General features: G+C 56.2%; 23 protein-coding genes. 13 read left to right on the forward strand and 10 right to left on the reverse strand.

Annotated features, from left to right (window positions below):
* Positions 1 to 5: 5 nt before the first annotated feature.
* The 3 genes from HNQ92_RS20535 to HNQ92_RS20545 all read right to left on the reverse strand — a co-directional run bounded on the left by HNQ92_RS20535 (position 6) and on the right by HNQ92_RS20545 (position 2,193).
* Positions 6 to 572: an HD domain-containing protein gene (locus HNQ92_RS20535; RefSeq protein WP_184176788.1), complete on the reverse strand. Its 567-nt coding sequence runs from the start codon at positions 570 to 572 to the stop codon at positions 6 to 8.
* A 184-nt stretch (positions 573 to 756) separates the two neighbouring features.
* The gene (locus HNQ92_RS20540) at positions 757 to 1,236 is read right to left on the reverse strand and encodes a TspO/MBR family protein (RefSeq protein WP_184176790.1); all 480 of its coding nucleotides are present in this window, start codon (positions 1,234 to 1,236) and stop codon (positions 757 to 759) included.
* Between the two features lie 72 nt (positions 1,237 to 1,308).
* A complete protein-coding gene (locus HNQ92_RS20545; protein WP_184176792.1) occupies positions 1,309 to 2,193 on the reverse strand; it encodes an alkaline phosphatase family protein in 885 nt (294 codons plus the stop codon).
* A gap of 294 nt (positions 2,194 to 2,487) precedes the next feature.
* Here HNQ92_RS20545 and HNQ92_RS20550 point away from each other — a divergent pair, with 294 nt between their 5' ends.
* The 3 genes from HNQ92_RS20550 to HNQ92_RS20560 all read left to right on the forward strand — a co-directional run bounded on the left by HNQ92_RS20550 (position 2,488) and on the right by HNQ92_RS20560 (position 4,985).
* A complete protein-coding gene (locus tag HNQ92_RS20550; RefSeq protein ID WP_184176794.1) occupies positions 2,488 to 3,618 on the forward strand; it encodes a 5-(carboxyamino)imidazole ribonucleotide synthase in 1,131 nt (376 codons plus the stop codon).
* Positions 3,619 to 3,706: 88 nt separating this feature from the next.
* Positions 3,707 to 4,186 carry a 5-(carboxyamino)imidazole ribonucleotide mutase gene (gene purE / locus HNQ92_RS20555; protein ID WP_184176796.1) on the forward strand — a complete coding sequence of 160 codons (480 nt, stop codon included), beginning with the start codon at positions 3,707 to 3,709 and terminating at the stop codon, positions 4,184 to 4,186.
* Between the two features lie 88 nt (positions 4,187 to 4,274).
* The gene (locus tag HNQ92_RS20560; protein WP_184176798.1) at positions 4,275 to 4,985 is read left to right on the forward strand and encodes a LysM peptidoglycan-binding domain-containing protein; all 711 of its coding nucleotides are present in this window, start codon (positions 4,275 to 4,277) and stop codon (positions 4,983 to 4,985) included.
* Between the two features lie 75 nt (positions 4,986 to 5,060).
* Here the strand turns inward: HNQ92_RS20560 and HNQ92_RS20565 are convergent, their stop codons facing one another.
* On the reverse strand, positions 5,061 to 7,994 hold the full coding sequence (locus HNQ92_RS20565) for a TonB-dependent receptor (RefSeq protein ID WP_184176800.1): 2,934 nt from the start codon (positions 7,992 to 7,994) through the stop codon (positions 5,061 to 5,063).
* A 209-nt stretch (positions 7,995 to 8,203) separates the two neighbouring features.
* Here HNQ92_RS20565 and HNQ92_RS20570 point away from each other — a divergent pair, with 209 nt between their 5' ends.
* Together HNQ92_RS20570 and HNQ92_RS20575 are read left to right on the forward strand one after the other, a co-directional pair.
* Positions 8,204 to 8,641, forward strand: coding sequence for a DinB family protein (locus HNQ92_RS20570; protein ID WP_184176802.1), 438 nt, complete (start codon positions 8,204 to 8,206; stop codon positions 8,639 to 8,641).
* Between the two features lie 56 nt (positions 8,642 to 8,697).
* Positions 8,698 to 9,318 carry a hypothetical protein gene (locus HNQ92_RS20575; RefSeq protein ID WP_246440553.1) on the forward strand — a complete coding sequence of 207 codons (621 nt, stop codon included), beginning with the start codon at positions 8,698 to 8,700 and terminating at the stop codon, positions 9,316 to 9,318.
* 5 nt (positions 9,319 to 9,323) lie between these two features.
* Here the strand turns inward: HNQ92_RS20575 and HNQ92_RS20580 are convergent, their stop codons facing one another.
* Both HNQ92_RS20580 and HNQ92_RS20585 read right to left on the reverse strand, forming a co-directional pair.
* Complete coding sequence (locus HNQ92_RS20580) at positions 9,324 to 9,824, reverse strand: META domain-containing protein (protein ID WP_184176804.1); 501 nt, start codon at positions 9,822 to 9,824, stop codon at positions 9,324 to 9,326.
* A gap of 199 nt (positions 9,825 to 10,023) precedes the next feature.
* Positions 10,024 to 10,485: a hypothetical protein gene (locus HNQ92_RS20585; RefSeq protein ID WP_184176806.1), complete on the reverse strand. Its 462-nt coding sequence runs from the start codon at positions 10,483 to 10,485 to the stop codon at positions 10,024 to 10,026.
* A 128-nt stretch (positions 10,486 to 10,613) separates the two neighbouring features.
* Between HNQ92_RS20585 and HNQ92_RS20590 the strand changes: the two genes are divergently transcribed.
* The 4 genes from HNQ92_RS20590 (at position 10,614) to HNQ92_RS20605 (ending at position 14,581) form a co-directional block, all read left to right on the forward strand.
* The gene (locus tag HNQ92_RS20590; RefSeq protein WP_184176808.1) at positions 10,614 to 11,945 is read left to right on the forward strand and encodes a S41 family peptidase; all 1,332 of its coding nucleotides are present in this window, start codon (positions 10,614 to 10,616) and stop codon (positions 11,943 to 11,945) included.
* Between the two features lie 168 nt (positions 11,946 to 12,113).
* Complete coding sequence (locus tag HNQ92_RS20595; RefSeq protein WP_221307509.1) at positions 12,114 to 12,572, forward strand: nucleoside deaminase; 459 nt, start codon at positions 12,114 to 12,116, stop codon at positions 12,570 to 12,572.
* A 176-nt stretch (positions 12,573 to 12,748) separates the two neighbouring features.
* The gene (locus tag HNQ92_RS20600; RefSeq protein WP_184176810.1) at positions 12,749 to 13,516 is read left to right on the forward strand and encodes a S1/P1 nuclease; all 768 of its coding nucleotides are present in this window, start codon (positions 12,749 to 12,751) and stop codon (positions 13,514 to 13,516) included.
* A gap of 72 nt (positions 13,517 to 13,588) precedes the next feature.
* Complete coding sequence (locus HNQ92_RS20605; RefSeq protein ID WP_184176812.1) at positions 13,589 to 14,581, forward strand: lipid A deacylase LpxR family protein; 993 nt, start codon at positions 13,589 to 13,591, stop codon at positions 14,579 to 14,581.
* Positions 14,582 to 14,604: 23 nt separating this feature from the next.
* On the opposite strand, the gene HNQ92_RS20610 is transcribed toward HNQ92_RS20605, so the two are convergent.
* From HNQ92_RS20610 to HNQ92_RS20620, 3 genes are all read right to left on the reverse strand, one after another.
* Positions 14,605 to 15,018, reverse strand: coding sequence for a hypothetical protein (locus HNQ92_RS20610; protein WP_184176814.1), 414 nt, complete (start codon positions 15,016 to 15,018; stop codon positions 14,605 to 14,607).
* Positions 15,015 to 15,617, reverse strand: a complete 603-nt coding sequence (locus tag HNQ92_RS20615) for an RNA polymerase sigma factor (protein WP_184176816.1) — start codon at positions 15,615 to 15,617, stop codon at positions 15,015 to 15,017. The genes HNQ92_RS20610 and HNQ92_RS20615 overlap by 4 nt, the downstream gene beginning before the upstream one ends.
* A gap of 234 nt (positions 15,618 to 15,851) precedes the next feature.
* The gene (locus HNQ92_RS20620) at positions 15,852 to 16,748 is read right to left on the reverse strand and encodes a tail fiber domain-containing protein (protein ID WP_184176818.1); all 897 of its coding nucleotides are present in this window, start codon (positions 16,746 to 16,748) and stop codon (positions 15,852 to 15,854) included.
* Positions 16,749 to 18,129: 1,381 nt separating this feature from the next.
* Between HNQ92_RS20620 and HNQ92_RS20625 the strand changes: the two genes are divergently transcribed.
* Together HNQ92_RS20625 and HNQ92_RS20630 are read left to right on the forward strand one after the other, a co-directional pair.
* On the forward strand, positions 18,130 to 18,489 hold the full coding sequence (locus HNQ92_RS20625; protein ID WP_184176820.1) for a DUF6249 domain-containing protein: 360 nt from the start codon (positions 18,130 to 18,132) through the stop codon (positions 18,487 to 18,489).
* 82 nt (positions 18,490 to 18,571) lie between these two features.
* Entirely contained in the window at positions 18,572 to 19,492 is a 921-nt protein-coding gene (locus HNQ92_RS20630; RefSeq protein WP_184176822.1) for a 3-keto-disaccharide hydrolase, read from the forward strand.
* A gap of 80 nt (positions 19,493 to 19,572) precedes the next feature.
* On the opposite strand, the gene HNQ92_RS20635 is transcribed toward HNQ92_RS20630, so the two are convergent.
* A complete protein-coding gene (locus HNQ92_RS20635; protein WP_184176824.1) occupies positions 19,573 to 21,642 on the reverse strand; it encodes a BatA domain-containing protein in 2,070 nt (689 codons plus the stop codon).
* A gap of 439 nt (positions 21,643 to 22,081) precedes the next feature.
* On the opposite strand from HNQ92_RS20635, the gene HNQ92_RS20640 reads away from it, so the two are divergent.
* Together HNQ92_RS20640 and HNQ92_RS20645 are read left to right on the forward strand one after the other, a co-directional pair.
* Positions 22,082 to 22,633 (forward strand): YcxB family protein, encoded by a 552-nt coding sequence (locus HNQ92_RS20640; protein WP_184176826.1) that lies wholly within the window; start codon positions 22,082 to 22,084, stop codon positions 22,631 to 22,633.
* Positions 22,634 to 22,783: 150 nt separating this feature from the next.
* A complete protein-coding gene (locus tag HNQ92_RS20645) occupies positions 22,784 to 24,997 on the forward strand; it encodes a S9 family peptidase (protein ID WP_343063028.1) in 2,214 nt (737 codons plus the stop codon).
* Positions 24,998 to 25,055 lie beyond the last annotated feature (58 nt).

The following is a 25,055-nucleotide window of genomic DNA, read 5'->3' on the forward strand; positions in this document are numbered from 1 at the left end:
ACTCGCTACGCCTCCAGGTACCTTTCCGCCATGGCCAGGTAATGGCCCAGGTCGGGGGTGGGGTAGTCGGTCATTTTGGCGGCCTCGTCCCAGCGGCGCATCCGGATGATGAGCCCAAAGTGCGGGTTTTGTTCAAAGGCCGTGGCCTCGGCTTCGGGCATGGGCCCGCCCTGGAAGCGGAGCGTCTGGAGGCTGGCGTGCGAGAGTGCCCGCAGGTACTCGGGGTACTTGTAGGTAAGGTACCTTTTGGCGTTGACGTGGTTCTCGATCAAGGTACCTACTTTCTGGGAGAAGCCCCGCTCCTGCAGCCAGTCGGAGGCGGCGCTTTCGTGGTCGCGGCGGCCGTACTCCTCCATGAGGTCGGCGGGATCGGTGACGGGCAGCATGTGGCCGATGTCGTGCAGAAAGGCCGCCAGCTGCACTTCTTCGTCGTAGCCGTCGCGGCGGGCCAGCTCGGCGGCCTGGGCGGCATGTTCAAACTGCGACACCTCCTCGCCGTAGTAGGGCTCCCGGCCAAACTGATCAAAGAGTTCGCGGATCTCGCGCAGGGTTTCTTGAGTAGGGTAGGGCATTTTTGGGAAGTAATGATTAGTTATGTCATTTTTAAAGAATCACTTACTACGGCCTGTGCGCCCCCCATCGGGGTCGAAGGTATATAGCTAAACCGTATTTCTATAAACATGCGACCCCGATGGGGGGCGAACGGCTATTTTAGCTTTATCGGTGGAAAAACTTCTGCAAAATAGCTTCTACTCCCTAAATCAACTTCTCCAGCTTCATTTCGCCCACCACGATGAGGCTGGCGAAGGCGGTCCAGAGAATGACGGGCAGCGTGAGGAAAGAGGCTACTTTGGAAACGGGATACAACTTATACACCACGAGCGCGGCGAAGGCGATCACGATCAGGTTTCCGATGAGGCCGTACCACAGGGCTGAAATACCCATCCACTTGGCCAGGCCCAGCGTATAGTACGCATACGTAGCGCACAGGACGGCGAGCCCAAGGAGCCAGCCCTGGTACCCGTTTTGTTGGGCCTGTAGCAAATTATAGCGCGCGATGCCCAGCAGCGTAAAAAGCACAAACCACACGATGGGAATCACGAAACCGGGCGGTTGAAACCAGAGCCGGGGCTTGGCGTCGCTCTCGAAGTTGAGGCCTAGGAAGGGCGCGGGGATGTTTACCACGATGAGTATTCCGAAGAAGAGCAGGATGCTGAGCAGTAGAGACCAGTACATGAGTTCGTGGAGTAAAGGGTGACATTTGCATTAAAAGCATAGCAGCTCGTAAGTATACTCATTACCAAGTACCTACTCCACCATTGCCTCCAGGATGGCCTTGCCTGTCCAGCAGATGGGCGGCCGCACGCGGAAGAGTCGCGCCACGGTGACGGCCGTATCGAAGGTGTCAATGGGCGTTTTGAGTTGGTGATTGGGCTTGATGCCCTTGCCCGCGATGATCCAGGGGATGGTCATTTCGGCGGCGCTGGTACCCCCGTGGCCTTTCTCGACGCCACCGTGGTCGGCCGTGACGAGTATCACCGCGTCGTTGGCTTTGCCGCTGGCCCGCAGGGCGTTCAGTACCTGGCCGATCAGCGAGTCCGCCTTGCTCACCGACGCGTAGTAGGCGGGTGTACCGTGGCCGATCTCGTGCCCGACGTGGTCTACGTGGTCGAAGTGCACGAAGCTGAACGTAGGCGCGTTGGCCCGGATGTACTCGGCGGCGCGGCGGGCGGTGTCGTCCTCGCCCTGGCGGTCTTCTTTTACGGTACAAACGTCGTCTTCGAGCAACCGCCCGAAGTCGTCCCAGTCGTAAAAGCAGGCAATACTGGCCTTAGGGAGCTGCTCTTTAACCACCCGGAAGATGGTCGGGAAGAGCTGCCCCTTGGCACCACCGCAGTAGCTTTTGTCGGCGATGTCGGTGCGTTGCCATTTGTTGGACCAGATCTCGTGGTGGGCGGGCGAAGTACCCGTGATCATGGAGGCCCAGTTGGGGCTACTCGACGATGGGTACACGGCCTTGGCGTTCAGCGAGTAGCTGCCCGCGCGCATGAGCGAATCCAGGACGGGCGTCTGGGCTTTTCGGATGCCGTCGGGGCTAAGGCCATCGACTCCGATAACAATCACGTGGCCGGGCTGGGCGTGCAGGCTCAGTGCCAGCAGCAGGAGCAAAGAGAGGGGAGCTAAGCGTTTCATGAAGAGGGTAGTTAGGTACTTGGTACGTAAAGTGGTATAAATAATGGAATATACCGCTACGACGCCCGGAAATTCTTCGTGCCGTAGGTACTTTAAAGGTACTTGGCGTAGGCATGGGTGCAAAAATGGCGAAGTTAGACCCAAGGTACTTTACGGCGTTGTAAAGCTTTCGTGAATAAATAAAGGGTACTTTCCGGGAAGAAGGATACGAACTTCGACGGAGCGAAATAGCACGCGGCGGTTTTATGTTTTCGGTTTTTCTGCCAACTTTGCACAAAGCCACGTATTTACCCCATGCTTTCATCCCGAATTGGTATTTTGGGCGGCGGTCAGCTCGGTCTGATGCTCTTGCAGGCTGCCGTCGACTGGAATTTAAATATTAGTATACTCGACCCCGACCCGGACGCCCCGTGCAGCCGGATCGCCGCGCATTTTGAGGTAGGTTCGCTGCAAGACTACGACACCGTGTACCGGTTTGGGCAGGCGCTGGACGTCATCACCATCGAGATCGAGAAGGTGAACGTGGAAGCGCTGGAGGCCTTGGAGCGCGAAGGAAAGCGCGTGTACCCGCAGCCCGCGGTGATCCGCCTCATTCAGGACAAACGCGTCCAGAAGCAGTTTTACCGCGAAAATAATCTGCCTACGGCTGATTTTGTGTTAACGGAAAACAAGGCCGACGTACAAAAGCACCCGGCGTTGCTCCCGGCCTTTCATAAGCTGGGCAAAGACGGCTACGACGGCCGCGGCGTGCAGCGGATTGCCTCCGAGGCCGACTTCGACAAAGCCTTCGACGCGCCGGGGGTACTTGAAAAAGCGGTACCCTTTGCCAAAGAAATTGGCGTGATTGTGGCTAGAGGTACTTCGGGTGAGGTACGTACTTTCCCGACGGTCGAGATGGTGTTTCATCCCGAGCATAACCTGGTAGAGTACCTTTACGCCCCCGCCGCTATTGACGCGGCGGTAGAAGATAAAGCACAGCAGCTGGCCCGCCAAACGGCCGAGGCGCTGGGCATCGTGGGGCTGCTGGCGGTGGAGCTTTTCGTGACCGACGCGGGCGAGGTACTTATTAACGAAGTAGCGCCCCGGCCCCACAACAGCGGCCACCATACCATCCGGGCCAACGCCACCTCGCAGTTTGAGCAGCACTGGCGGGCCATCCTGGGCCTACCCCTGGGAAGTACCCACGCCTACGGCCCCGCCGCCATGGTGAACCTGCTGGGCGAAGAAGGCTACGCGGGCCCGGCCTACTACGAAGGCATGGAAAGCCTGCTGGCCGCCGCGGAGGTGTTTCCGTTTTTGTACGGCAAAGCGCAGACGCGCCCCTTCCGCAAAATGGGCCACGTAACCGTGATGGATCAGGAACTACCCGCCCTGAAAGAAAAAACGACCTGGGTGAAAGAAACAATACGCGTCATTAGTAAGTAAAAAGAAAGAAAAGCAACGGGGAGCGGGGTACCTCGAAGTACTTTGGGTACTTTTTTCTCGCTTCACCAAAAGAACATATACGCTAGTTATGGTTGGAATAATAATGGGTAGTTTGTCGGACCGCAAGATCATGCAGGAAGCCGCCGACGTACTTACGGAGTTGCAGGTACCTTTTGAGCTGGAAATCGTGTCGGCGCACCGCACGCCCGACCGCATGTTTGATTACGCCCAGAGCGCCCGCGACCGGGGCCTGAAGGTCATCATCGCCGGAGCGGGCGGAGCCGCGCACCTGCCGGGCATGGTAGCCTCCCTGACCACGCTACCCGTTATTGGGGTACCTATTTTGTCCAGCAACTCCATCGACGGCTGGGACTCGGTCCTTTCCATCTTGCAAATGCCCGGTGGGGTACCTGTGGCCACGGTGGCGCTCAACGGGGCCAAAAATGCCGGTATCCTGGCGGCGCAGATCGTAGGTGCCTTCGACCAGGAGCTGGCCGAGCGGCTGCTGGCTTACAAGCAGCAGCTCAAAGTAAAGGTGGCCGAGATGAATGCCGAGCTGAAAAAATAAATCATTTTGCACAAGTACCCCCCTGCGTTCGTTTAAGAAGATAAGTATCCAGGTTGAACCACAAGCTACTACACATAAGCAAGCACCCATGGAAGACGAAATTCCAAAGAAACGTAACATTCGGCCTACCGAAACCTCCAATTTGCCGCTCATCACCCTGACGGTATTGGTACTTTTGGTACTAGGAATGCTGTACGTTGGCTACGAGTACATTGCCGACGACACCTCCGGTGCCGAGGAGCTCACGAGCATCGTACCCGACACGAGCAGTAACATCGTACTGTTCGAGTCGGAGGCTAATCCGATCCTGGCCGAACCCGAAATGATTGATTCGGGAGAGGTGTCGGACCTGCCCGAGACGACGCTGCCGCTACCACCGCCGGTAGAAACTCCGGCCGTGGAAACGCCCAGGGCCGAAGCTCCCAAGCCAGAACCGGCTAAACCAGAGCCAGCCAAGCCAGAGCCGAAGAAGGCCGACGTGGGAGGTACCTCCTACACGCATACCGTTCAGGCCGGCGAAACCCTCTTCGGCATAGCCAACCGCTACAACCTAAAGCCCGAAACGTTAAAAGCCCTCAACCCGAACATCAAAGATTTCAGCACCGATCTAAAGTCGGGTGTTACAAAACTCAACGTGCGGGTGCAGTCGGTGCATACCGTTGGGCCGGGTGACGTGCTACGCGTCGTAGCGAGCAAATACGGTATCAGCAAAGAGCTCCTCATGCAGGCCAACGGCAAGAGCCGGGATTTTGCCCAACGCGGCGAAAAACTGGTGATTCCTTTCCCGGAGAAAAAATAAAAAGCAAAAACGGAATCAACGAAAAAAGCGCGCCTTTCTGCAAGGCGCGCTTTTTTCGTGCGTGAGGTACTTGGGTTAAAAGCCACCCGGTCCACCGGGCCCGCCTGGGCCTCGGAATCCGCCCGGACCACCACCGGGGCCGTCACCAAACTCGCGGCGGCGCTGCTGGGGCGCGGGAGCTTTGCCAAAATTCCGCAGGGTATAGGTGAAGGTAAGCATGCCGTACTGCGTCAGTACGCGGCTGTTTACGTCCTCAACGTAGGTTTCGGTGATGTTACGGCTGATGCTGTTGTTCTGATTCAGGATATCGAAGAACATCAGCTTCAGTTCCCCGGCGTTGTTTTTCAGGAATTTCTTACCCATGCTGGCGTTCAGGAGGGTAAAGTTCTGGTTGAAACCCGCTTCCAGGCCCCGGTACGACTGGTTGGCCAGGCTGGTTTGGAACACAAAGCCTTTGCCAAACAGCCAGTTGAGTTGAGCGCGGGTGGTTTGGGTAAAGAAGTTGTTGTCCAGCTGGGGCTGAATGGTATTCTGCACGATGTTGTAATTACCCGTAAAAGAAAGCGTAAAGTCTAGTTTTTCGCTGACATTGCTGCTCAGCACAATGCCCTGGCTGATGGAGTAGTTGTTGGAAAGGTTTATGCGGTTGTTGATCAAGCCGGGAGTACGTACGTAGTTGAAACCCGTTGAGGAGTTGATGTTCACTTTCAAGGGTTTGATGGGCAAGCCGTATGTAATCATGGAGCGTAGGTTCCAGTTCCCGTCCAGGTTGACCGGCGAGGTCAGCTGTGCACCTTGTTCCAGGAAGAGCCCGTTGGGGAGCTGGGTAGGTTGCTGGGCAATGAAGGTGGAGTTGCTGATGGCGTTGCTGGTCTGCGACAGGTACAGAAACGTAAAGAAGTTACTGGCTCTTTCTACGTTGGACGACGAGTACCGGATCGTGACCGTGTGGGAGTACTCTTGTTTCAGATTCGGATTTCCGGCCGTCAGGAACAACGGATTGGTGTTGTTGACGACATTTTGCAGTTGGTTGATCGACGGCTGATTCGTGCCGGTACGGTAAAAGACCCGGATTTGATTTCCTCCTTCGGCCCGGTACGACAGCATGGCGTTGGGAAGAATGTTATTGAAGGTCTGATCCACCGTAGACTCCCGCGGGAACAGCTGGTTGCTGTACAGGCCCGCGTTTTGGTAGTTAAGCCCGGCCATCAACATCAGGCCCTTGTTGCGGAACCGGTACCCCAGCCCGGCGCGGTTGGTGATGTAGCGGTTGTCGAAGTTGTTGGAAAGCAACGTATCCAGCGTTGGGAAGCTATTCTCAAAGGTACCCAGGTTGTAGGTTTCCCGAACGGAATTACTGTTGCTGATCGAACCGTCGTAGTTAAACTGTAACTGGCTTTTTTGGCTCAGCGGCTCGGTATATTCGATGCGGGTACCCAGGCGCAGGCCGTTGGACGAAGTCTGGGTTTCCTGGTTGATGGTGTCGCTGGGGAAGCGGCTTTCCGTAAAGTACTGGTTCAGGGCGTAGAGGTTGTTGTTACCGTTCTGGTCGTTCACGCTCGTGGATACATTCACGGAGAAAGTACGGCCCGCCTTGGCAAAGCGGTGGCGCCACAGAACGTCATTGTTGAGATTATAGCCCGACGACTGGCTGCCCTGCTGGTTGGAGGTACTGTTGAGCAGCGTGCCGGTGGTGAGGCGGGTTAGTCCCAGCCGCATGGTGGAGGCATTGTTGCCCTGCCAGCTTACGCGGGGCGTAAAGATCAGGGAGTTGTTTTTATCCACGTTGTATTCAATCCGGAAATTGACCCGGTGGTTGTAGTTGGTGTTGCGGTAGTCGCCCTGCTCCTGGTACAGCTGGTTGCCGGTTGCATTGCTCAAAAACGACTGACGGCTGATGTTCTGGGAGTTTACGTTGGCGGAGCGGTTGAAAAAATAGCTACCCGTTACGTCCACTTTCTCGCCCCACTTATCGGTGTAGTTGAGGCCAAAGGAGTTGGTACCCGTAATGCCATTTTGCTGGCCGATGAGGAAGTTGTTGGCTCCTCCGCCACCACCGCCGCCACCGCCCCGGTTGCCACCACCGCCTCCGCCACCGCCCCGGCCACCCCGGCCACCCGGACCGCCGCTTCCGCCTACTACGCCGAGGAGGTCTTCCGAAGCAAAGTTTTGCTGGTTGATGTTGTTACTGAGGCCGATGATCGAAATCCGCTTATTCTTATTAAAAATGTTGATATTTCCGCCCGCCGAGTACCGTTCGTCGAGCCCGGCACCCGCGTATACCTTGCCAAACTGGCCGGTGTTGCGGTTGGCCTTGGTTACGATGTTGATGGTTTTTTGCGCGTTGCCGTCGTCAAAGCCCGTAAACTGAGCCTGGTCGGTGAGCCGGTCAAAGACCTCGATCTTGTCAACGATCTCGGCCGGGAGGTTGCGGAGGGCCAGCGTGGCGTCGTCGCCGAAAAAAGGCTTGCCGTCCACAAATACCCGTTGCACGGTTTCGCCCTGCGCTTTCACGGTACCATTTTCCAGCGTAATGCCCGGCATTTTCTGGATCAGATCTTCGGTAGTGGCGTCAGGGTTGGTCTTGAAGGCGTCGGCATTAAACTGCGTGGTATCTCCTTTTTGTACAGAAATAGGTATTTTTCCCGCAACGGTTACTTCTTTAAGATTCGTGGCCGATTCAGTCAACAGAAAGGTACCCATATCCGTACCCGATTCGCCCAGGTTGACGGTACGTGTGGCGTCCTGGTAGCTGAGGTAGGTAACCTTGATGTCGTACCGTTGGCGGGGCGCGGCAGAAAATTCAAACCGGCCGTTGGCGTCCGTGGTTGTATATTTGGGGTCTTCGGTTTGTCCGGCCTTCGTGAGCGCCACGTAGGCTCCTACTACAGGAGAGCGATCGGTGCTGTCGACTACGATTCCGGTGATCCGGGCGGATTGTTGGGCCTGAGCGGCCAGAGATAGTAGCAGGCAAGCCGTTAGGAGTAGCAGGTTCGGGAATTTATTCATGATTTCAGTGCTTAGTTGACTGGTGCTTAGAGGAGGGGACAAACGAAAAGTTTAACGTCGCCATACCGAGGGGAGCGCGCTAATCTACCAACGGGTCATTCTTACCGATAGATTGATCATTTTAGCCGATAGAAACAATCTAAAGTATAGCTGCTTGATGTATATTTGATACCATTCCGGCGCTTGACTACTTGTAATTTATTTAGCCCATGAAAAGCTTTTTCAAAAATCTGTTTGAGTACAATACCCACTCCAATCAGGCCCTGATCCAACGCGTACTGGAGCTGACTCCACCGGAGAAGTCACACCGGCTGCTCAGCCACATCTTGAATGCCCACCACGTGTGGAACCACCGGATGCTGAGCCAGCCAAGTACCCTTGAAATATGGGGGGTACTTGCGCCGGAAATCATGCTTGCTACCGACGAAGCCAACCACGCGCAGACGGAGGCCATCCTGGAGACGTTTTATTTTTGGGAGCCCATCAGCTACACCAACAGCAAAGGGGAGGCCTTTCGAAATACGGTTCAGGACATCCTGTTTCATATCGTGAATCACTCCACCTACCACCGGGCGCAGATCGCCACCGATTTCCGCGAGCAGGGCCTGGAGCCCCTTCCGACGGATTACATTTTTTATAAAAGGTAGTTTACGGGCTGGTACGGTAATTTTAAGTAGGTACCCAGCCAAGTACCTCAGTAGCCATGAAATCGACCCTACCCCCAAAGAAGTCCGCGCCCGATCCCGCTTCCATCCACCACCGACTGAATGTAAAGGCCTTTGCTCAAAACAAGCAAATGCCGGCCATCCTGCGGAATGAAATCCTGGAGGCGCTCTCGTACTACCCGGAGCTGAAAGAAACGGAAATTGACTTTGTGCTGAGCGAAAATATCAAGCGCTCGGTGATGCTGGCCCAGCCCAAGCTAAGTACCCTGCTGCGGGGCGCCGGGCAGCGGGGCTACGTGATCAAAATCAGTAGGTACTTCAAAGTACCCGGCGAGCGCACCAAAATTGAAACCCTCCCGGCCGACATCCTGGTGGGCTGGCTGGGGCATGAGCTGGGCCACATCATGGACTACCTGCACCGAAGTACCTGGGGACTGGCGCGCTTTGGGGTGGGGTACCTGGTGTCGCGGAAGTACTTTCGTAAGGCCGAGCGCGTGGCCGATACCTACGCCATTCAGCACGGGCTGGGCAATAAAATAGTAGCTACCAAGAACTACATCCTGGACCACGCCCAACTACCCGCCCGCTACAAAGCAAAAATCCGGCGACTGTACCTGTCGCCGGAAGAAATAATGGAGCTGATTGACGCCGCGGACTAGGCTCCTTACGGTTTTACAAAAATCATTACTTCGGTGCTGGCTTTGCCCGGCTCACCCGCGTAGATCTTAAGCGTGCCGTTGTCGGTGAGCTCGAAAAACTGGGCTTTCTGGAGCGCCTCGTAGTAGCGGCTTTCGGCCTGAGACTCGGCGGGCGGGCCGCCGATCAGGGTCGAGATCACGTTGTTGTGCGCCACCAGCAGGCCTTTTTCTTCGTCCAGCGTGAAAGTACCCCCAAACCAGTTGACAAAACTCCGCCCGCCCAGCTGGTAGGTATTATCCGACTGCTTCTCAAAAATGAGGGTGGCCTTGTTTTCCAGCGACGAAGGCAACGGATTCTTCTCAAAGTTTTTTAGCACCCACTGCCCTTCCAGCGTTTGGAAGCTGGTGCGCATGGCCTGAATCCGCTCGGGGGACATGGCACTTGGGGTGGGTTCTTTGTCCTGGCAAGAGGAGAGGAAAAGTACCAATCCGGCCAGGGCCCATCCCCATGACTTTACCTTTCTCATAAGCAATGTAGGTTGGTTAGGATTATAAAAATAAATACGACGTACATGCATGTATTCGTATAGATTCCCAAGTACCTGAAAAGGTTGGAAAGGGTACTCTTTTTTTGGGAGCAAGAAGGTACTTTGGCTCGTAAGAGGCGCTGGCGGCGGATTTTTTTGTACAAGCTAAGGTACCTCTCAGAAAGGTACTTGACGCCGGTTAACGCTCGGCTTTGACAAATTTCAGCGCGATGCGGGTTAGGTTGGGGTAGTCGTAGGCGGTACTTTGAACCTTCATTTCAAACGAATCGTCGTACACATCGCCGGGCCGGATGGACCACGCGCCGGCCTGGGTGCTGTCGTCGGGGGCGGCAACCAGGATCTGGTCGGTCTGGGCGCTCCAGCGAAGTACCTTGGCTTCGGTCTCGCCTTTGTAGTAGCCCTCAAAAGTACCCTCGGGCCGGAAGTAGACCTTTTCCATGTAGCGGTTGAAGTTCACGCCCCCAAAGTGCTCGCGCGTTTTGCCGTCCTTGTAGCTCAGGGCGTCGTTGATGTACACTTCGCTGATCTGCCAGTGGTCGGGGGCGAGGAGCCGGGCCTGGGCGTCTTCGACGGTGCTGGCGGCGCGGCGGCAGGACGACAGCGCAAGGGTACTTAGGAGCAGGAGCGTGGCGTAGCGCATGGGTAGGGGGGATGGTGTACAGGACAAAGATAAGCTACGATTTATTTCTCAACGTAGCTTCTGAACTTTCTAATTCCAAAAACAGTATATTCACCGTCAATAAGCTAACCTCATTCACCAAGCCGGGCATGAATACGACGCGCCAAAAAATCACCCTTCCTGGTTTTTTATTCTTGCTACTCAGCCTGGCAGCCTGCCAAAGACCGGAAGTAGAACCTACCCCCGAAGAGGCCCTGGACCAAATGTACAGCTACGTGCAGGACCTTTACATCTGGTACGACCGCCTGCCCAGCGCCGCCGAGCTGGCACCGCGCTCCCTGGCTGACCCCAACGCGCTGGTGGCTAAGGTACGCACCTACAGCCCACTCACGACCTCTGGCGCCCACGTAGACCGCTGGAGCTACGTCACTACCACCCAAAACTACCAGAACCAGCAGCAGGGCAAGGTCACGGGGCGCTTTGGTTTTGGGTATAGCTACCTCACCGACACCCTCACCTACGTGCGCTTTGTGCTGCCCGGCTCGCCGCTCGACCTGGCCGGGGTAAAGCGCGGCTGGCGCATCTACTCGGTCAATGGCATAGCGGCTACGGTGGCCAACGCCCCGCGCGTCACGGCGGCGCTGGCCGAGAGCCAGGCGGTCGAGTTCCGCTTTGTGCGGCCCGATGGTACTTCCCAGACCAGCAGCCTCGCCCGCGCCGATTTCACCACCAGCCCCATCCTGACCTACCGGGTACTTGAGGTCAACGGCCGGAAGCTGGGGTACGTGGCCGTCAATGAATTTACCAATAAGCTCGAAACCGACATCCTGACGGTGTTTCAGGCCTTCAAAGACCAGGGCGGCATCAGTGACCTGGTGGTGGACCTACGCTACAACGGCGGCGGTACCATCAAGTCGGCTACGCAGCTGGCGAGTATCATAGCTCCGCCGAGCGCGCTGAACAAGAAATTTTTTGAGTACGTGTATAACGACAAAAATACCAAGCGTAACACCACCGTAAACCTCAGCCCCGTCAACGGCGGCGCTACGAGCTGGGGACTCAGCCGGGTATTTTTTATCACCACCGTTGGCACGGCTTCGGCCAGCGAAATGCTCATCAACGGCTTGCAGCCTTACCTCAAAACCATCACGGTAGGTACCCGTACCCACGGCAAGCCCGTCGGCATGGTGGGAGGTACCATCGGGCAGCACATCATTTTCCCGATTAGCTTCCGGACCGTCAACGCCAACGGGGATGGCGATTACTTTGAGGGAATTCCGGTGGACAAAGAGCAATTCGACGACCTCACGCACGACTTCGGCGACCCGCAGGAAGCCTGCCTGGCGGATGTGCTGAACTACCTGCGCACGGGTACTTTGCCCGCCCGCAAGAGCGCGCGGCTGGGGCAGTCTGCCGCCGTGGAACGAGCCAATCAGCAGCTGTACGAAGAACCCCGCCTGAAGGGTGCTCTGGACTTTTAGAAGGTGTTTGAGTTATTAATTTAATAGCGAAACGAAGGATTTTTGAGCGAAACGAGGTACTTTTTCGGCGCGTAGCTGGAAGCTACGCGCCGAAAAAGTACTAAAGTTGCAGCCAAAAAGCCAACGTTGCAGCTTAAAGAAACTAATTCAAACACCTTCTTAAATAAAATGGAAAACGACAAGCAATACTACATGCAGCGGGCCATCGATCTGTCGATGCGGGGCAGTGCCGAAGGAAAAGGGTACCCCTTTGGGGCCGTGGTGGTGCGCGACGGGCAGGTGGTGGGCGAGGGGTACAACCAGGTGTACCATAACCTGGACCCGACGGCCCACGCCGAGGTGGTGGCGATCCGGCAGGCGTGTACTACCCTGGGTACTTACGAGCTCGCGGGCTGCGAGCTGTACACGTCCTGCGAGCCCTGCCCCATGTGCCTGGGGGCAATTTATTGGGCCAAGATCGAGAAAATTTATTACGCCAACACCCGCCAGGACGCCGCCGCCATTGGCTTCGACGACGCCTTCATCTACGACGAGGTACCTTTGCCGCTTTCTGAACGCGCCATCCCCATGACCCAGATGAGCCGCCAGGAAGCGCTCGAGGCTTTTAAGCGCTGGGAGGTACGTTAAGTTATGGTTAAGGCGGTTTCGGCACGGGCCGAAATTCCGTACCTTCGCAGCGGCAACCGCGGGCCGGGGTAGTTTTGAGGTACCCAAAGGTACTTTTTAGTAAAATGAGGTACGGCCAAAGTACCCCTCGCGCGGCCATCAATTGTACGTCAACCCACAAAGCTTTATTTTTTGTAATGAAAAAAATCATTTGCCTTTTTTTGCTCGTGCCGTTTTTGATGGGCAAAGCCTGGGCCTGGGGCCAGACCGGCCACCGGGTGGTGGGGCTGGTCGCGCAGCATCACGCCAAAAAGAAAGTCCAGCGTAAAGTGAACCTCATCTTGCGCGGAAACTCCCTGGCCGAGGTCTCTAACTGGATGGACGACATCAAGTCCGACACGGCCTATAACCACACCCACGACTGGCACTGGGTGACCGTCCTGGAGGGAAGTACCTACGAGCAAATGCCGAAAAATCCGAACGGCGATCTGATCATGAAGATTGAGGAACTGGTAGCTGCGCTCAAAGCCGGAGGACTCACTCCCCAAAAAGAGGAAGAGTACCTCAAGTACCTCGTACACCTGGTGGGCGACCTCCACCAGCCGCTGCACGTAGGCAGCAAAGACGACCAGGGCGGCAACGCCGTGAAGGTACAGTGGTTTGGGCAGCCCTCCAACCTGCACCGCGTGTGGGACAGCGACATGATCGACGGCAAAAACCTCAGCTACTCCGACCTGGCGGGTTTTTTGGACGAGCCTACTCCAGCGGAAATCAAAACCTGGCAGGCCATGAGCGTGCGGGAATGGGCGGCGGTGTCGACGGGCCTCCAGCCGCAGGTGTACACCCTGCCAGCCAACGGCCGCCTGGGCTACAACTACTCTTACGACAATTTTCCCACCGTGGAGCGCTGCCTCATGCAGGCGGGGATTCACCTGGCCGGGCTGCTCAACGAGATCTACGGGTAGTTTTTTGAGGTAGTAACTATTTTTAGCGAAGGTACTCTTAGTCCTAAAGGTACCTTCGTGTTTTTTCAAAATATGAAGAACCTACCCCCAGGTACCCTGCGCCGATGGGCCAAGTACCTTCTTGTGCTGAGTGTATGGCCGGGCAGTGCCCTGGGGCAACGGATCGACAACCTGGCGGCTTTCCGCGATCCGGGTACCGACAGGTACCTGCGCCTGCACTACGACAACGACTATTTTACGGCCTCCGACTACTACTACACCCAGGGCTACCAGCTGGAGGCGGTGCACCCGGTGCTGAAGAAAAATCCCCTGACGAAGGTACTGGTGCGGCTGCCGGGTAGTGCCACGCGCTACGGCCTGGCGCTGGAGCACATCGGATTTACGCCTACGCATATTGACCGCCCGGAAGTACTTCGCGGCGACCGGCCCTTTGCGGCGGCTATTTTCATCAAATCGTTTACTGTCAGCACGGATACGGTGCAGCGCGTGCGGGTGTCGGCGGGGCTGAGCACGGGCGTGCTAGGACCGGTGGCTTTTGGCGAAGGCATGCAAAGTACCCTACACCGCTGGCTGGGCGGGGCCGAGCCCCTGGGCTGGAAGCACCAGATCCGGAACGACCTGGTGCTAAACTACGAGCTGAACTACGAGCGGGAGCTCTACTCCCTGGCCCGCTTCCTGACCCTGCATTCGCTCCTTCAGCTCCGGGCTGGTACCCTAAGTACCCGGGCGCAGGCGGGCTTTACGATGATGTTGGGGAAATTCAACGGACCTTTTGGAAACGCAAGCGTGATGCAGAAAAAGCCTTTCCAGCTCTATATCTACGGCCAGCCGTTGGTGAGCCTGGTGGGCCACGACGCCACGCTGCAAGGGGGACTTTTTAACCGAAAAAGCACCTACATCCTGAGCGCCGCCGACCTAACCCGAAGTACCTTGCAGTACAACCTGGGCGGGGTTTTTCAGTATAAAAAACTCCTGCTGGAGTACTACCTGACGCTGCTCAGCCGGGAGTTTGAAACGGGCCGGAACCACCGCTGGGGCGGAGTCCGGCTGGGCTTAGCCATGTAGGTACCTGCTGAAAGTACCCCCAACTACCCCTCCTCCCACTGCCGCCACACGACCCGCTGGTCCAGCCACTCGATGCCGAAGAACACCACCACCGAACTACCCATGAGCGCCAGGTAGGGCGTGAGTCCACCGAGGGCTACAAGTACCTGCGGGGCGAGCGCCAGCACCAAACCCAGGCCCGCCAGTACCAATAGGCCCAGGAGCAGCGCCAGCCCAATAGCCTGCCGCCGGTTCGATTTGGCTTCTTTGACTTCCAGCCGGTTTAGAACCGACTCCGCCAGCGTGGCGGGTACTTCAGCCGTTTCCAGCTGCGGGAGGGTAGTGAAAAGGAGCTGGTAAAAGCGCGCGTCTTCGTTTTCCGAGGCCAGTTTTTCAAAGGCCGCGCGGTCGGTTTCGTAGAGCTCCTGCAATGCCTGCTCGGTCCATTTCTTGTTCATGATCTTGCTTGGTTAGCTTCGGTGCGCTTGCCGTAGCGCTCAGTCAAGGCGTGGTTTTTTTGAAGTAACTCTTTTAGTAAATGCCGGGCCCGGTACAGGTAGTTTTTGACCGTACCCAGGGGCAGGCCACTCACCTCCGTCATTTCGTCGTAGCTTAGCTCTTCGAGGTGGTACATGGTCAGCAGCGTGCGGTAGTGCACCGGCAACTGCTCGATGGCCCGCTGAAGTACCTCCTTCGTTTCGCGGGCCTCCAGCTCTTCGGCGGGCGTGGCGGCCAGCTCCACGAAGCGTTCCTGGAAGTGCTCCTCGTCGGCATCGGCGGCCTGGGCCAGGATGTCCCGCTTGCGGAGCTTGCCCAGGGCCTCGTTGTAGGCGATGCGCGCGATCCAGGTCGAGAGCTGCGACTCAAACTTAAACGTAGGTAGTTTTTGGTACACTTTCAGGAAAACGTCCTGACAGATGTCTTCCGTATCCTGCTTGTTCTGCACAATTTTCCACACCACGCTGTACACCAGCCTTTCGTTGGCCCGGATGAGCCATTGGAAAGCGTGGCGGTCGCCGGCCAGTACCCGGCGTATGAGCGTCGCGTCGTCTACCATGTATGGGTTGTTTGGGGGTTAGATGTACCTACCCCCGCCAAGGTTGCACTTTTTTTAATAAAAGTAGGAAAAGGTACTTGGAAAGAGGCGCGTTGTAAACGCTTGGTGCGGGAATTCGCGTTGCAAACGCGAACTAACCTGCAAACGCGAACCAACCCTCACTACCTCAACCACCAAAAAAAAGAACCCAGCCGCTGAAGGCCGGGTTCAGAAAAGCGTACCTGGCGAGGTACTTTACTTCGTTTGCTGCTGCATGGCCCTTTGCAGGCCGGAGACGATGGCCTCCAGTTGCTCCAGGCGCTCCGTTGTTTTCTCCAGCTCGGTATTTTTCTTTTCCAGCTCCAGGACGTAGAGCGTCAACTCCTCGATCTTTTCCATCTGCTTGGCTAGCATCCCCGACACGTCCACGCCCTGCTGGGCCAGGACCTGCGCCGAAGGAACGCCCGGCAGGTGCCGGTGCTGACGCAGGTAGCTTTCTACCTCGGCCAGGGGGCGCAGGCGGTAGCCCGGTTCAAAGACGCGGTCGGCCCACTCGTCGGCGGAGGTCAGCCGCACCACGGGCCGCTCCAGGCGGGCGTTGAGCCCGGCCAGTACCTGGCTTTGCTGCCCCAGCTGGCTTTGTTGCTCCTGCACGGCTTTCACCAGCGGCACCACAAACTCGCCGTAGCGCAGGCTGTAGGGCGTGCGCTCGTTGGCCGGGGCCACCACGCCGCTGAAGTCGTAACCCACCGACCGAGCGGCGGCCTCTACCTCCTGGGCCAAAAAGCCCGAGTAAGCAATGCGCTGCTGGCTGGCAATGCCCGAGCGGGCGATCGAGTCGGCGAAGAGGGTGTCGGCGGCGGAGCCGTGGATGAAGCGGTTGAGGTGGTCGATGTCCCAGTGGTAGGTGACGGGACGTAGCTTGAGGATGAAGTCTAGACCCGCGACGTTTTCCTGTACCTGCCGTTTGAAGCGCTGGTCGGAGAAATTGGACCAACCCACCTGCCCGCCGATCTGGGTGACGAATGAGTTGCCTAGGCGTATCTGGTTACTAGTGGTAGTGGTGGTATTAAAACCTAGTGTTGTGGTATTGGAAAAATCATAGCCAGTAGTTCCCGCTTGATTGCCTAAGGCCGTATTATTATACCCCATGCTATTATTTATAAGAGCTCGGGAGCCAATAGCAATGTTACCTGATCCTTGAGTATTATTAAAAAGGGCGTGTAGACCAACAGCAATATTACCAAGTCCCCCTGTGTTATTGAATAATGATTCCCATCCAATCGCTACATTATAACAGCCTATTACATTTGAATAAAGAGACCTTTTTCCTAATGCAGTGTTTTGATATCCTGTCGTGTTGCTATAGAGTGCTTTTGAACCCACGGCTGTGTTATCTACCGCTTGCCAACTTTCGGTAGCTTCAGATCCATTAAAAAAGAGAGCGCTATCGCCAATGGCTACCAGATTGTGTCGGGAGGCGTTATGGTATAAGGCACTTGCGCCAATAGCCACATTACTGTGGCCCGTTGTATTAGTGCGCAATGCTTGGGCTCCTATTGCGGTATTGTTATGTCCCGTAAAATTACTATAGAGTGCTTGCGCCCCAATAGCCGCATTTAAGTCTCCAGTTGTATTTAGGCCAAGAGTGCTTATTCCAATGGCTGTATTGCCATATCCTGTAGTGTTAGCATATAATGAAGAGTAACCAAATGCAGTATTAAAAAATCCTGTTGTGTTATTAAAGAGAGCAGTATAACCCATAGCTGAATTACTGTACCCAACTGTATTTTTAAACAGGCTCAAATTGCCAAAACTGCTGTTATTAATTCCTGTATTAAATGTTCCTGTATTGTATCCTAAAAATAAGCTTCCATAATCGTTAGCAGGAATTATCCCCGCGCGTTGCCCATTCACCCTAAAGACGAGTGGTTTTTCGTCGGTAGTACCGATGAAGTTGGTGGCGGGGTCCGTACCAGCGTTGCCCGTCAGGCTCCAGCCCGAGGATAAGCTTCCGCTTACCAAACGTACCCACTGGCTGCCGCTCCAGTAGTAGTAGCCGGGCATTACTTCGTAGGGAGCAGTACCCGTGGTGGCGGTGTTGTAGACCAGTAGCGAAGTGGCAGGGCTAGTAATGGGTCCGGCAGCGTTGGTGGCGGTGAGCGCTACGCGCGGAATGAGCAGCCCCAGGTTAGGTGCGGCGACATCCAGGGCCGCCGATGGGTGGGGTGCCGCGCCGTTGCTGTTGATACCCAGGCTTTGGCCAAGGGCGGAGGGAACGGTGCGGATAAGCAATAACAAGAGCAGGCAGCGTGAAACACGGCCGAGCGATAGAGGTAGGTACATAAATGGGTGGTTTGATGGGTAAAAGAAGATAATTTGGATGAAAAGTAGCCATAAATATACAAGGAGCTACGAAGATTTTTTTAGCCCTGCGAAAAAAATCTTCGGCCCAACCTGCAACCTTTTTTCAGGGGCTTTCATCCAACGGGCAAGTAAACCAATTTCACCAAAACCAAACCAACGTAAAGCCATGAGTGATCTAACCGGCATCCTTGTTCCCATCGGTACCCTAGCCATCATATTCTGGGGGATTCACGCCATCATCAGTACCCTGAAAGAAGCCAAAATCCGGAGTCGGCTCATCGAGCTGGGCCACCTGGAGACGGAGAAACAGTGGATTCTGGAGAAAAGACAGCAAGCCAACGATACCTACGCCAACCTGAAGTACGGGATCATTTTGCTGTGCCTGGGCGCGGGCTTCGTGCTGATTCAGGACCTGGACATGTACCACAATTCGTCCCTCATTTTCGGGATCATCGCCCTGCTGGCGGGGGTGGGTTTCCTGCTGTACTTTGCGCTGATGAAGTACTTTTTCAAAAAAGCCGACTAATCTTTGGGCCGGGAGGTAGTTAAAAAGAGGGTGGGTAGATACTTTAAGAGGGGTACCTTTACATTAACTACCTTTTGATTGCATGAGAATAGCTACTCGATTGTTTCTGGCCTGGCTGAGCGTGGGCCTGCTGATGGGCTCGCCGCTGCTGGCCCAAAAAAAAGCCCAAAAGCCCGAATGGGAACGGATTTTTAACGGCAAAGATCTCAGCGGCTGGGACATCAAGATCGCGGGTGAGCCGCTGAACGCCAACTACAAAAATACTTTTCGGGTAGAAGACGGCATCCTGAAGATCGAGTACGACCAGTACCAAACCTTCGACGAAAAGTTCGGACACATCTACTACCACAAGCCGTATTCGCACTACATCCTGCGGTTTGAGTACCGTTTTGTGGGCGACCAAACGCCGGGTGGGGCTTCGTGGAATGTCCGTAACAGCGGCGTGATGTTTCACTCGCAGTCGGCCGCGAGCCTGGGTATGAACCAGACGTTCCCGGTGTCGCTGGAGTTTCAGACCCTGGGTGGGCTCAACGCCGGGACGCGCCATACCGGCAACCTCTGCACGCCCGGCACACAGGTATATATCGACAACAAGCTCAATGACAACCACTGCATCGACTCCCGCTCCCAGACCTACCACGGCGACCAGTGGGTACAGGCCGAGATCGTGGTGCGGGGCGACTCCATCATTCACCACCTCATCGGGGGCGACACGGTACTTACCTACACCCGGCCGCTGGTGGGCGGCGGTTTCGTGAGCAGAAATCACAACTGGAAGGAGGGGGGATTTGACGAAGCCCACGCCGCCGCCTGGGACAAGCTGGCGGGTACGCCGCTCAAGGAGGGGTACATTGCGCTCCAGGCCGAGAGCCACCCCATCCACTTCCGAAACGTAGAAGTATTGAACCTCAAGGGTTGCATGGACCCCAAGGCCACCAACTACCGCGCTCACTACCAGCAGGCCGATAACAGCCTCTGCGAGTACGGCAAAAAGAAGAAGTAAAGTACCTTAGTATTCTGATTTTAAAGTACCTTATGAGCAAAGTACCTGGCCGCGCGCCGGGTACTTTTTTTGTGGCTAAACTACCCCTTCATGAACCGGATCAGCAGGATCTCGATCAGGAGGAAGGCCAGGGCGGCGTACAGGAAGTACTTCCAGAGGCTGGTACCTACGTTTTGCTGCTCAAACTCCCGGGCAAAGGCCGCGTCGTCGATCTTGTCAAAGACCTGCACGTTTTTCCGGCCCGAGAAGATCGCCCGCAGTTCGTCGGGCGTGTAGTAGTCGAGCTGCGACTCGCTGTTGTCGTGGTTGAGGGCCAGGAGTTGCTCCACGTTGCCGTCATTTACAAGTTCGTAGTACCCGGCGTCGACGGTTTGGTCTTCGCTGAGCTGGCTGCTGGTGGGTAGTTCGAGCAGGAGCTGGTTGCCGTTGAGCCGCTGCACGGGGATAATCTCCGTCTTATCGCGGCGTAGCTTATACACGGCGTTGGGCGCGGGGTTGGTTATGGTGAGGGCCAGGGTACTTTCGTCGAACGAGTAAGCCGTGCGCTGCGCCCGCACGCTCATGGCGGCGATCTTGTACATGACGGGCACGAAGAGTGCGTGCTGGGCCATGTTGCCGTAGGTACCTTCCAGCGGCGCGCCGAAGAGGTACAGCTTGCCCAGCCCGGCCGACGACTGCGTCAGGTACGGCTGCCCGCTGCGGAGCGTCAATAGGGTGCTTCCTGCGCCGCTCCACTGCCATACGGGGGCCGCCGAAGGTAAGCTCAGGTTGGTTTCCTGCCGGACGGATTCTTCAAACACATCGCTGAAAAAGGGATTGGCGCGGTCGGGCGCGCTGAGGGGAATGGCCGCGGGGGTACCTTCGCCCTTGGTGATGATGCCGCGAATACCCAAACTACCCAGAAAACCATTGTAAGCCGCCGCGTCGGGCGTGCCGGGCGGGATGACGATCAGGCTGCCGCCCTTCCGCACGAACTCCTCCAGGGTACTTCGCAGCGAGCCCGACGGCTGCACCAGGCCTTCCAGTACCACCAAGTCGGCGGAGCTGAGCAGGCCCACGTCGGCGTTCTGAGCGTTGAAGCTCTGCGTACGAAAGAGGCTGTCGTTCTGGAAAACGTTTTCGATGTAGTTGGCACCGGTTTTCTGACCGTAGAGGTGCATGATCCGGATCACGGGCGAGGCGTTCAGGACAAAGAAGTGGTCGTTGTCGAAGGTGACGGGGAAGTCGTCGAAGGTGATGCGGCCCGTCTTGTAGCCGCGGCCTTTCAGGCTGAAGTTAAACTTGGCCGTAGCCGCGCCGTTGGCGGGTACCGTCACGGAGGCCGTCGATACCTGGGCGTTGTCGAGGTAGAGCTTCACCACCAGATCTTTGGCCGCCTCGGTCCCCGAGTTACTCACTTTCACAAACAGAATGTTGTTCTGTAGCTCCCGGATAAAGGGCGTATTGAGCCAAACGGAATCCACGTAAACGTTCTTCTCGGGCGCGGCCTGCACCGGCACCAGAAAGAGCCGGTCGGTGGAGTCGAGCTCCAGGGCCGACAGATCGCCGGAGGTACTTTTCTGAAAATCCGAAAACCAGAACAGCTGGTTGGGCGCGGCCGTGCGGTAGCGGTCCATGAGGTTTTGCTGGCGGCGATACACCTGCTCGAAGCTGCGGGGCGTGTGCGAGAGGCCAATGGTGGTGAGGCGGTCGCGAATTTTATCAGACGGGTGCAGCGCTTGCTCCGCCGCCGAGAAATCGTTGGTAACCAGCTGCAGCGAGGTCGCGTTGCGGAAGATCCCCATCAGGTCGCTGAGCCGTCCGGTGGCGATGTCGAGGTACCTTTTGTTGTTTTGCTCGTTTTGCATGCTGTACGAGTTGTCCAGGTACAGGCTCGTGACGCCCCGGCGGTCGATGCCGCTCTCGCTTTGGCTGGGCAAAAAGGGCTGCGCAAAGGCCAGCGCCAGGCAGGCAATGGCCAGCACCCGCGCCGCCAGTACCAGCCAATGCTTGATCTGGCGGAAGGAGCTCGTTTGGGTATCGACGGCTTTGAGAAAAGCGACGTTGGTAAAATAAACCCGCTTGGTACGGCGGAAATTGAAGAAATGTATGGCAATGGGGATCGAAACGGCCAGAAGCCCCCACAAAAAAGATGGAAAAAGAAAACTCATTATGAGGTAGTTGGGTTTGGATAATAGACCATCTTCGTCTCCGAAAACCGCCAGGTCTTAGTCTTTAACGGGAATTTATTTCACAAATTACACCAAAAACGCTTAGAAGGTGTTTGAGTTATTAATTTAATAGCGAAACGAGGTACTTTTTTGGACGGGGGGCGCCCTTGACCGTAGCTGGAAGCTACAAGATGAAAAAGTAACGAATCGGACCGCCGAGCGGTTGCAGCCGAAAAGACAACGTTGCAGCTCAAAGAAACGAACGCAAACACCTTCTTAACTGCTTTTATTTCGGAAGGGTTTCTGCGAAGTCGGCGGCTTTTTCCTAACTTTGTGTTCACTTTTTCGAAAAAGCCGGGAGGGGATCACCTACCAGCGGGCTTTGTGAAGTACGGACGACGAGAATCCAGTTGTAATTTAATAATTTATAGTATTTAGTATGGCCAAAGTTTCGGTTAATAAACACCAACCCGTGTACCAAATGCCGTCCAATCCGGCGGCGGTTCGCACCAAAAAGTACGCGCTCGGCACCAAAAAGTACATCAGCCTGGCGATGCGGCACTTCCTGAAGTCGCAGCTCAAGTGGGGGCTGATCCCCCTGGCGCTCATCCTGATCAACGCCATCGTGAGCCTGACGGGCCTGTATCCCAACATCTGGATCTACGTTACGATCCTGGTCGGGGTGGTACTTTACCTGCTGTTTTGGGTCATCCAATTCACGGGCATCACGCAGCTGGAGCAGTACAAGCCCATGTTCGAGAAGTTTATGTACGAGATCGACAACCGCCAGATCCTCATGAAGATGAACCAGAAGGAAGGCGGCGTGATGAAGTGGGAGCAAATCAAGGAAGCCTACAAAGACAAGGAAGCCTACGTGCTGGTGATCTCGCGCGGACAGTTTATCTACCTGCCGTACAACATCTTCAACTCCGAGCACGACATGAAGGTCTTTGACCGCATCCTGAAACAAAAGGAGCTGATCAAAGCCTAAGTACAAAGTACCTGCCAGGTACCTTGAAAAAAGAAGCAAGCAGAAGCCCGGCCCGTGCCGGGCTTTTGGCATTTGGTGCTCTGGGGTAAAAAATCTATTTTCGTAGCCTTATTTCAAATCGTTGTTTAGCCAATCATTCCTCAAAAATCTGTGAAAAGAATAACCTTGTTGCTCCTGCTGGTTGCGACCGCCGCTTTAGCCCAGACCCAGAAACCCGTCACCCTGGACGAAATCTACGGCGCGCGCGCGGGTACCTTTACCGCCGCCACCGTACAGGGCGTGAACTGGATGAAGCAAGGCGGCTTTTATAGCTCGCTGGGGCCGGGTCGGGTGGTGAAGTACAGCATTGCGACGGGCGAGGCCGTGGAGGTACTTTTCGACCAGCGCACCGTGAGCGTGGAAGGTAACTCCCAAAAGATCGAGATCGACGACTACCAGCTCAGCGCCGACGAACGGAAGCTGCTCCTGACCACCGACGAGGAGCCCATCTACCGCCACTCGACCAAGGCCGAGTACTTCGTGTATGACCTCGCTACCCAGAAACTGACGCGCCTCTCGACCCAGGGCAAGCAGCAGTACGCGACCTTCTCGCCCGATGGCCGCCGGGTGGCTTTCGTGCGCGACAATAACCTCTTCGTGACGGACCTCACTACCCGCCAGGAAAGGGCCATCACCACCGACGGCAAGTTCAACGAGGTGATCTACGGCGGGGCCGACTGGGTCTATGAGGAAGAATTTAGCTTTGCGAAGGCCTTTGAATGGAGCCCCGACGGCCGCAAGATTGCCTTCTACCGCTTCGACGAGCGCGCCGTACCCGAGTACAACATGCAGGTGTGGGGTGCGCAGTATCCCATCGACTACCGCTTCAAGTACCCCAAAGCCGGTGATCCCAACTCCACGCTCCAGATCCTGGTACACGACCTGGAGCAGCAGAAAACCACGCCGATGGATATTGGCACCGAAACGGATATGTACATACCCCGCATCAACTGGACCCGCGACCCCAACCTGCTGTCGATCCGGCGGATGAACCGCCTGCAAAACCGCCTGGACCTGCTGCACGCCGACGCCACTACGGGTACTTCGCGGGTAGTCCTGACCGAAGAAAGCGATACCTACGTGGACCTGGAATTTACCGACGACCTCAAGTACCTCGCCAACGGCACGCAGTTTATCCACTCCAGCGAGCGCAGCGGCTACAAGCACCTGTACCTCTACGATATGAACGGCCAGCTGCTTCGCCAGCTCACGACGGGCGGCTGGGAGGTCTCTGAGTTTTTGGGCGTCGACGAAACTACCAATACCCTTTACTTCACGTCTACCGAAGTGTCGCCGCTGGAGCGCCACCTCTACCGGCTCAGCATCGCGGTACCCAAACGTACCCCGCGCAACTACAAGGCCCCGCAGCCCGTGCGCCTCACCGAAAAGCGCGGCATGAACAGCATCAACCTCAGCCCCGACTTCCGGTACTACCTCGAATACAACAGCTCCGCCGACAGCCCCTTGCAGGTGACGCTGCGTCAGGCTCCCACGGGTGAGGTGGTGCGGGTACTTGAAACCAACGCCCGCCTCCAAAGTACCCTGGCCGAGTACCGGATCGTGAAGCCGGAATTCTTTCAGTTTACGACCACCCAGGGTACTTCGCTCAACGGCTGGATGCTGAAACCTGCCAACTTTGATCCCGCCAAAAAGTACCCCGTGCTGATGTTCGTGTACGGCGGGCCGGGCTCCCAAACCGTCACCGACGGCTGGGGTAGTCGGGATTTTTATTGGTACCAAACGCTGGTCGACAAGGGGTACCTGGTGGTGTCGGTCGATAACCGCGGTACGGGCGCGCGCGGCAAGGCCTTTCGGGCGGCTACCTACGCGCAGCTGGGCAAGCTGGAAACCGAAGACCAGATCGAGGGCGCGAAGTACCTGGGTACGTTGCCCTACGTGGATAAAAGCCGCATCGGGATCTGGGGCTGGAGCTACGGCGGCTACATGACTTCCCTCTGCATGACCCTCGGCGCCGACTACTTCAAGGCGGGTATCGCGGTGGCGCCCGTCACAACCTGGCGCTACTACGACACCATTTACACCGAAAGGTACCTCAAGCGCCCGCAGGACAACGCCGCGGGCTACGACGAAAACTCGCCCATCAACCACGCCGAAAAGCTGAAAGGGAAGTTTTTGCTCATCCACGGCACGGGCGACGACAACGTGCATTTCCAGAATTCGGTGGATTTTGTGGAAGCGCTCATTGGGGCCAACCGCGAGTTTGAGACCTTTTATTACCCCAACCGCAACCACAGTATCTACGGCGGCAACACGCGCTACCACCTCTACCGGAAGATGACGAAGTTTGTGGAGGAGAATTTGTAAGGAATTCGGGCATACTTTTTTAGAAGTGAGGTTGAAATAAAACGACCGATTTTTCAAC

It is taken from the genome of Rhabdobacter roseus (assembly GCF_014202275.1).
Taxonomy (GTDB): Bacteria; Bacteroidota; Bacteroidia; order Cytophagales; family Spirosomataceae; genus Rhabdobacter; species Rhabdobacter roseus.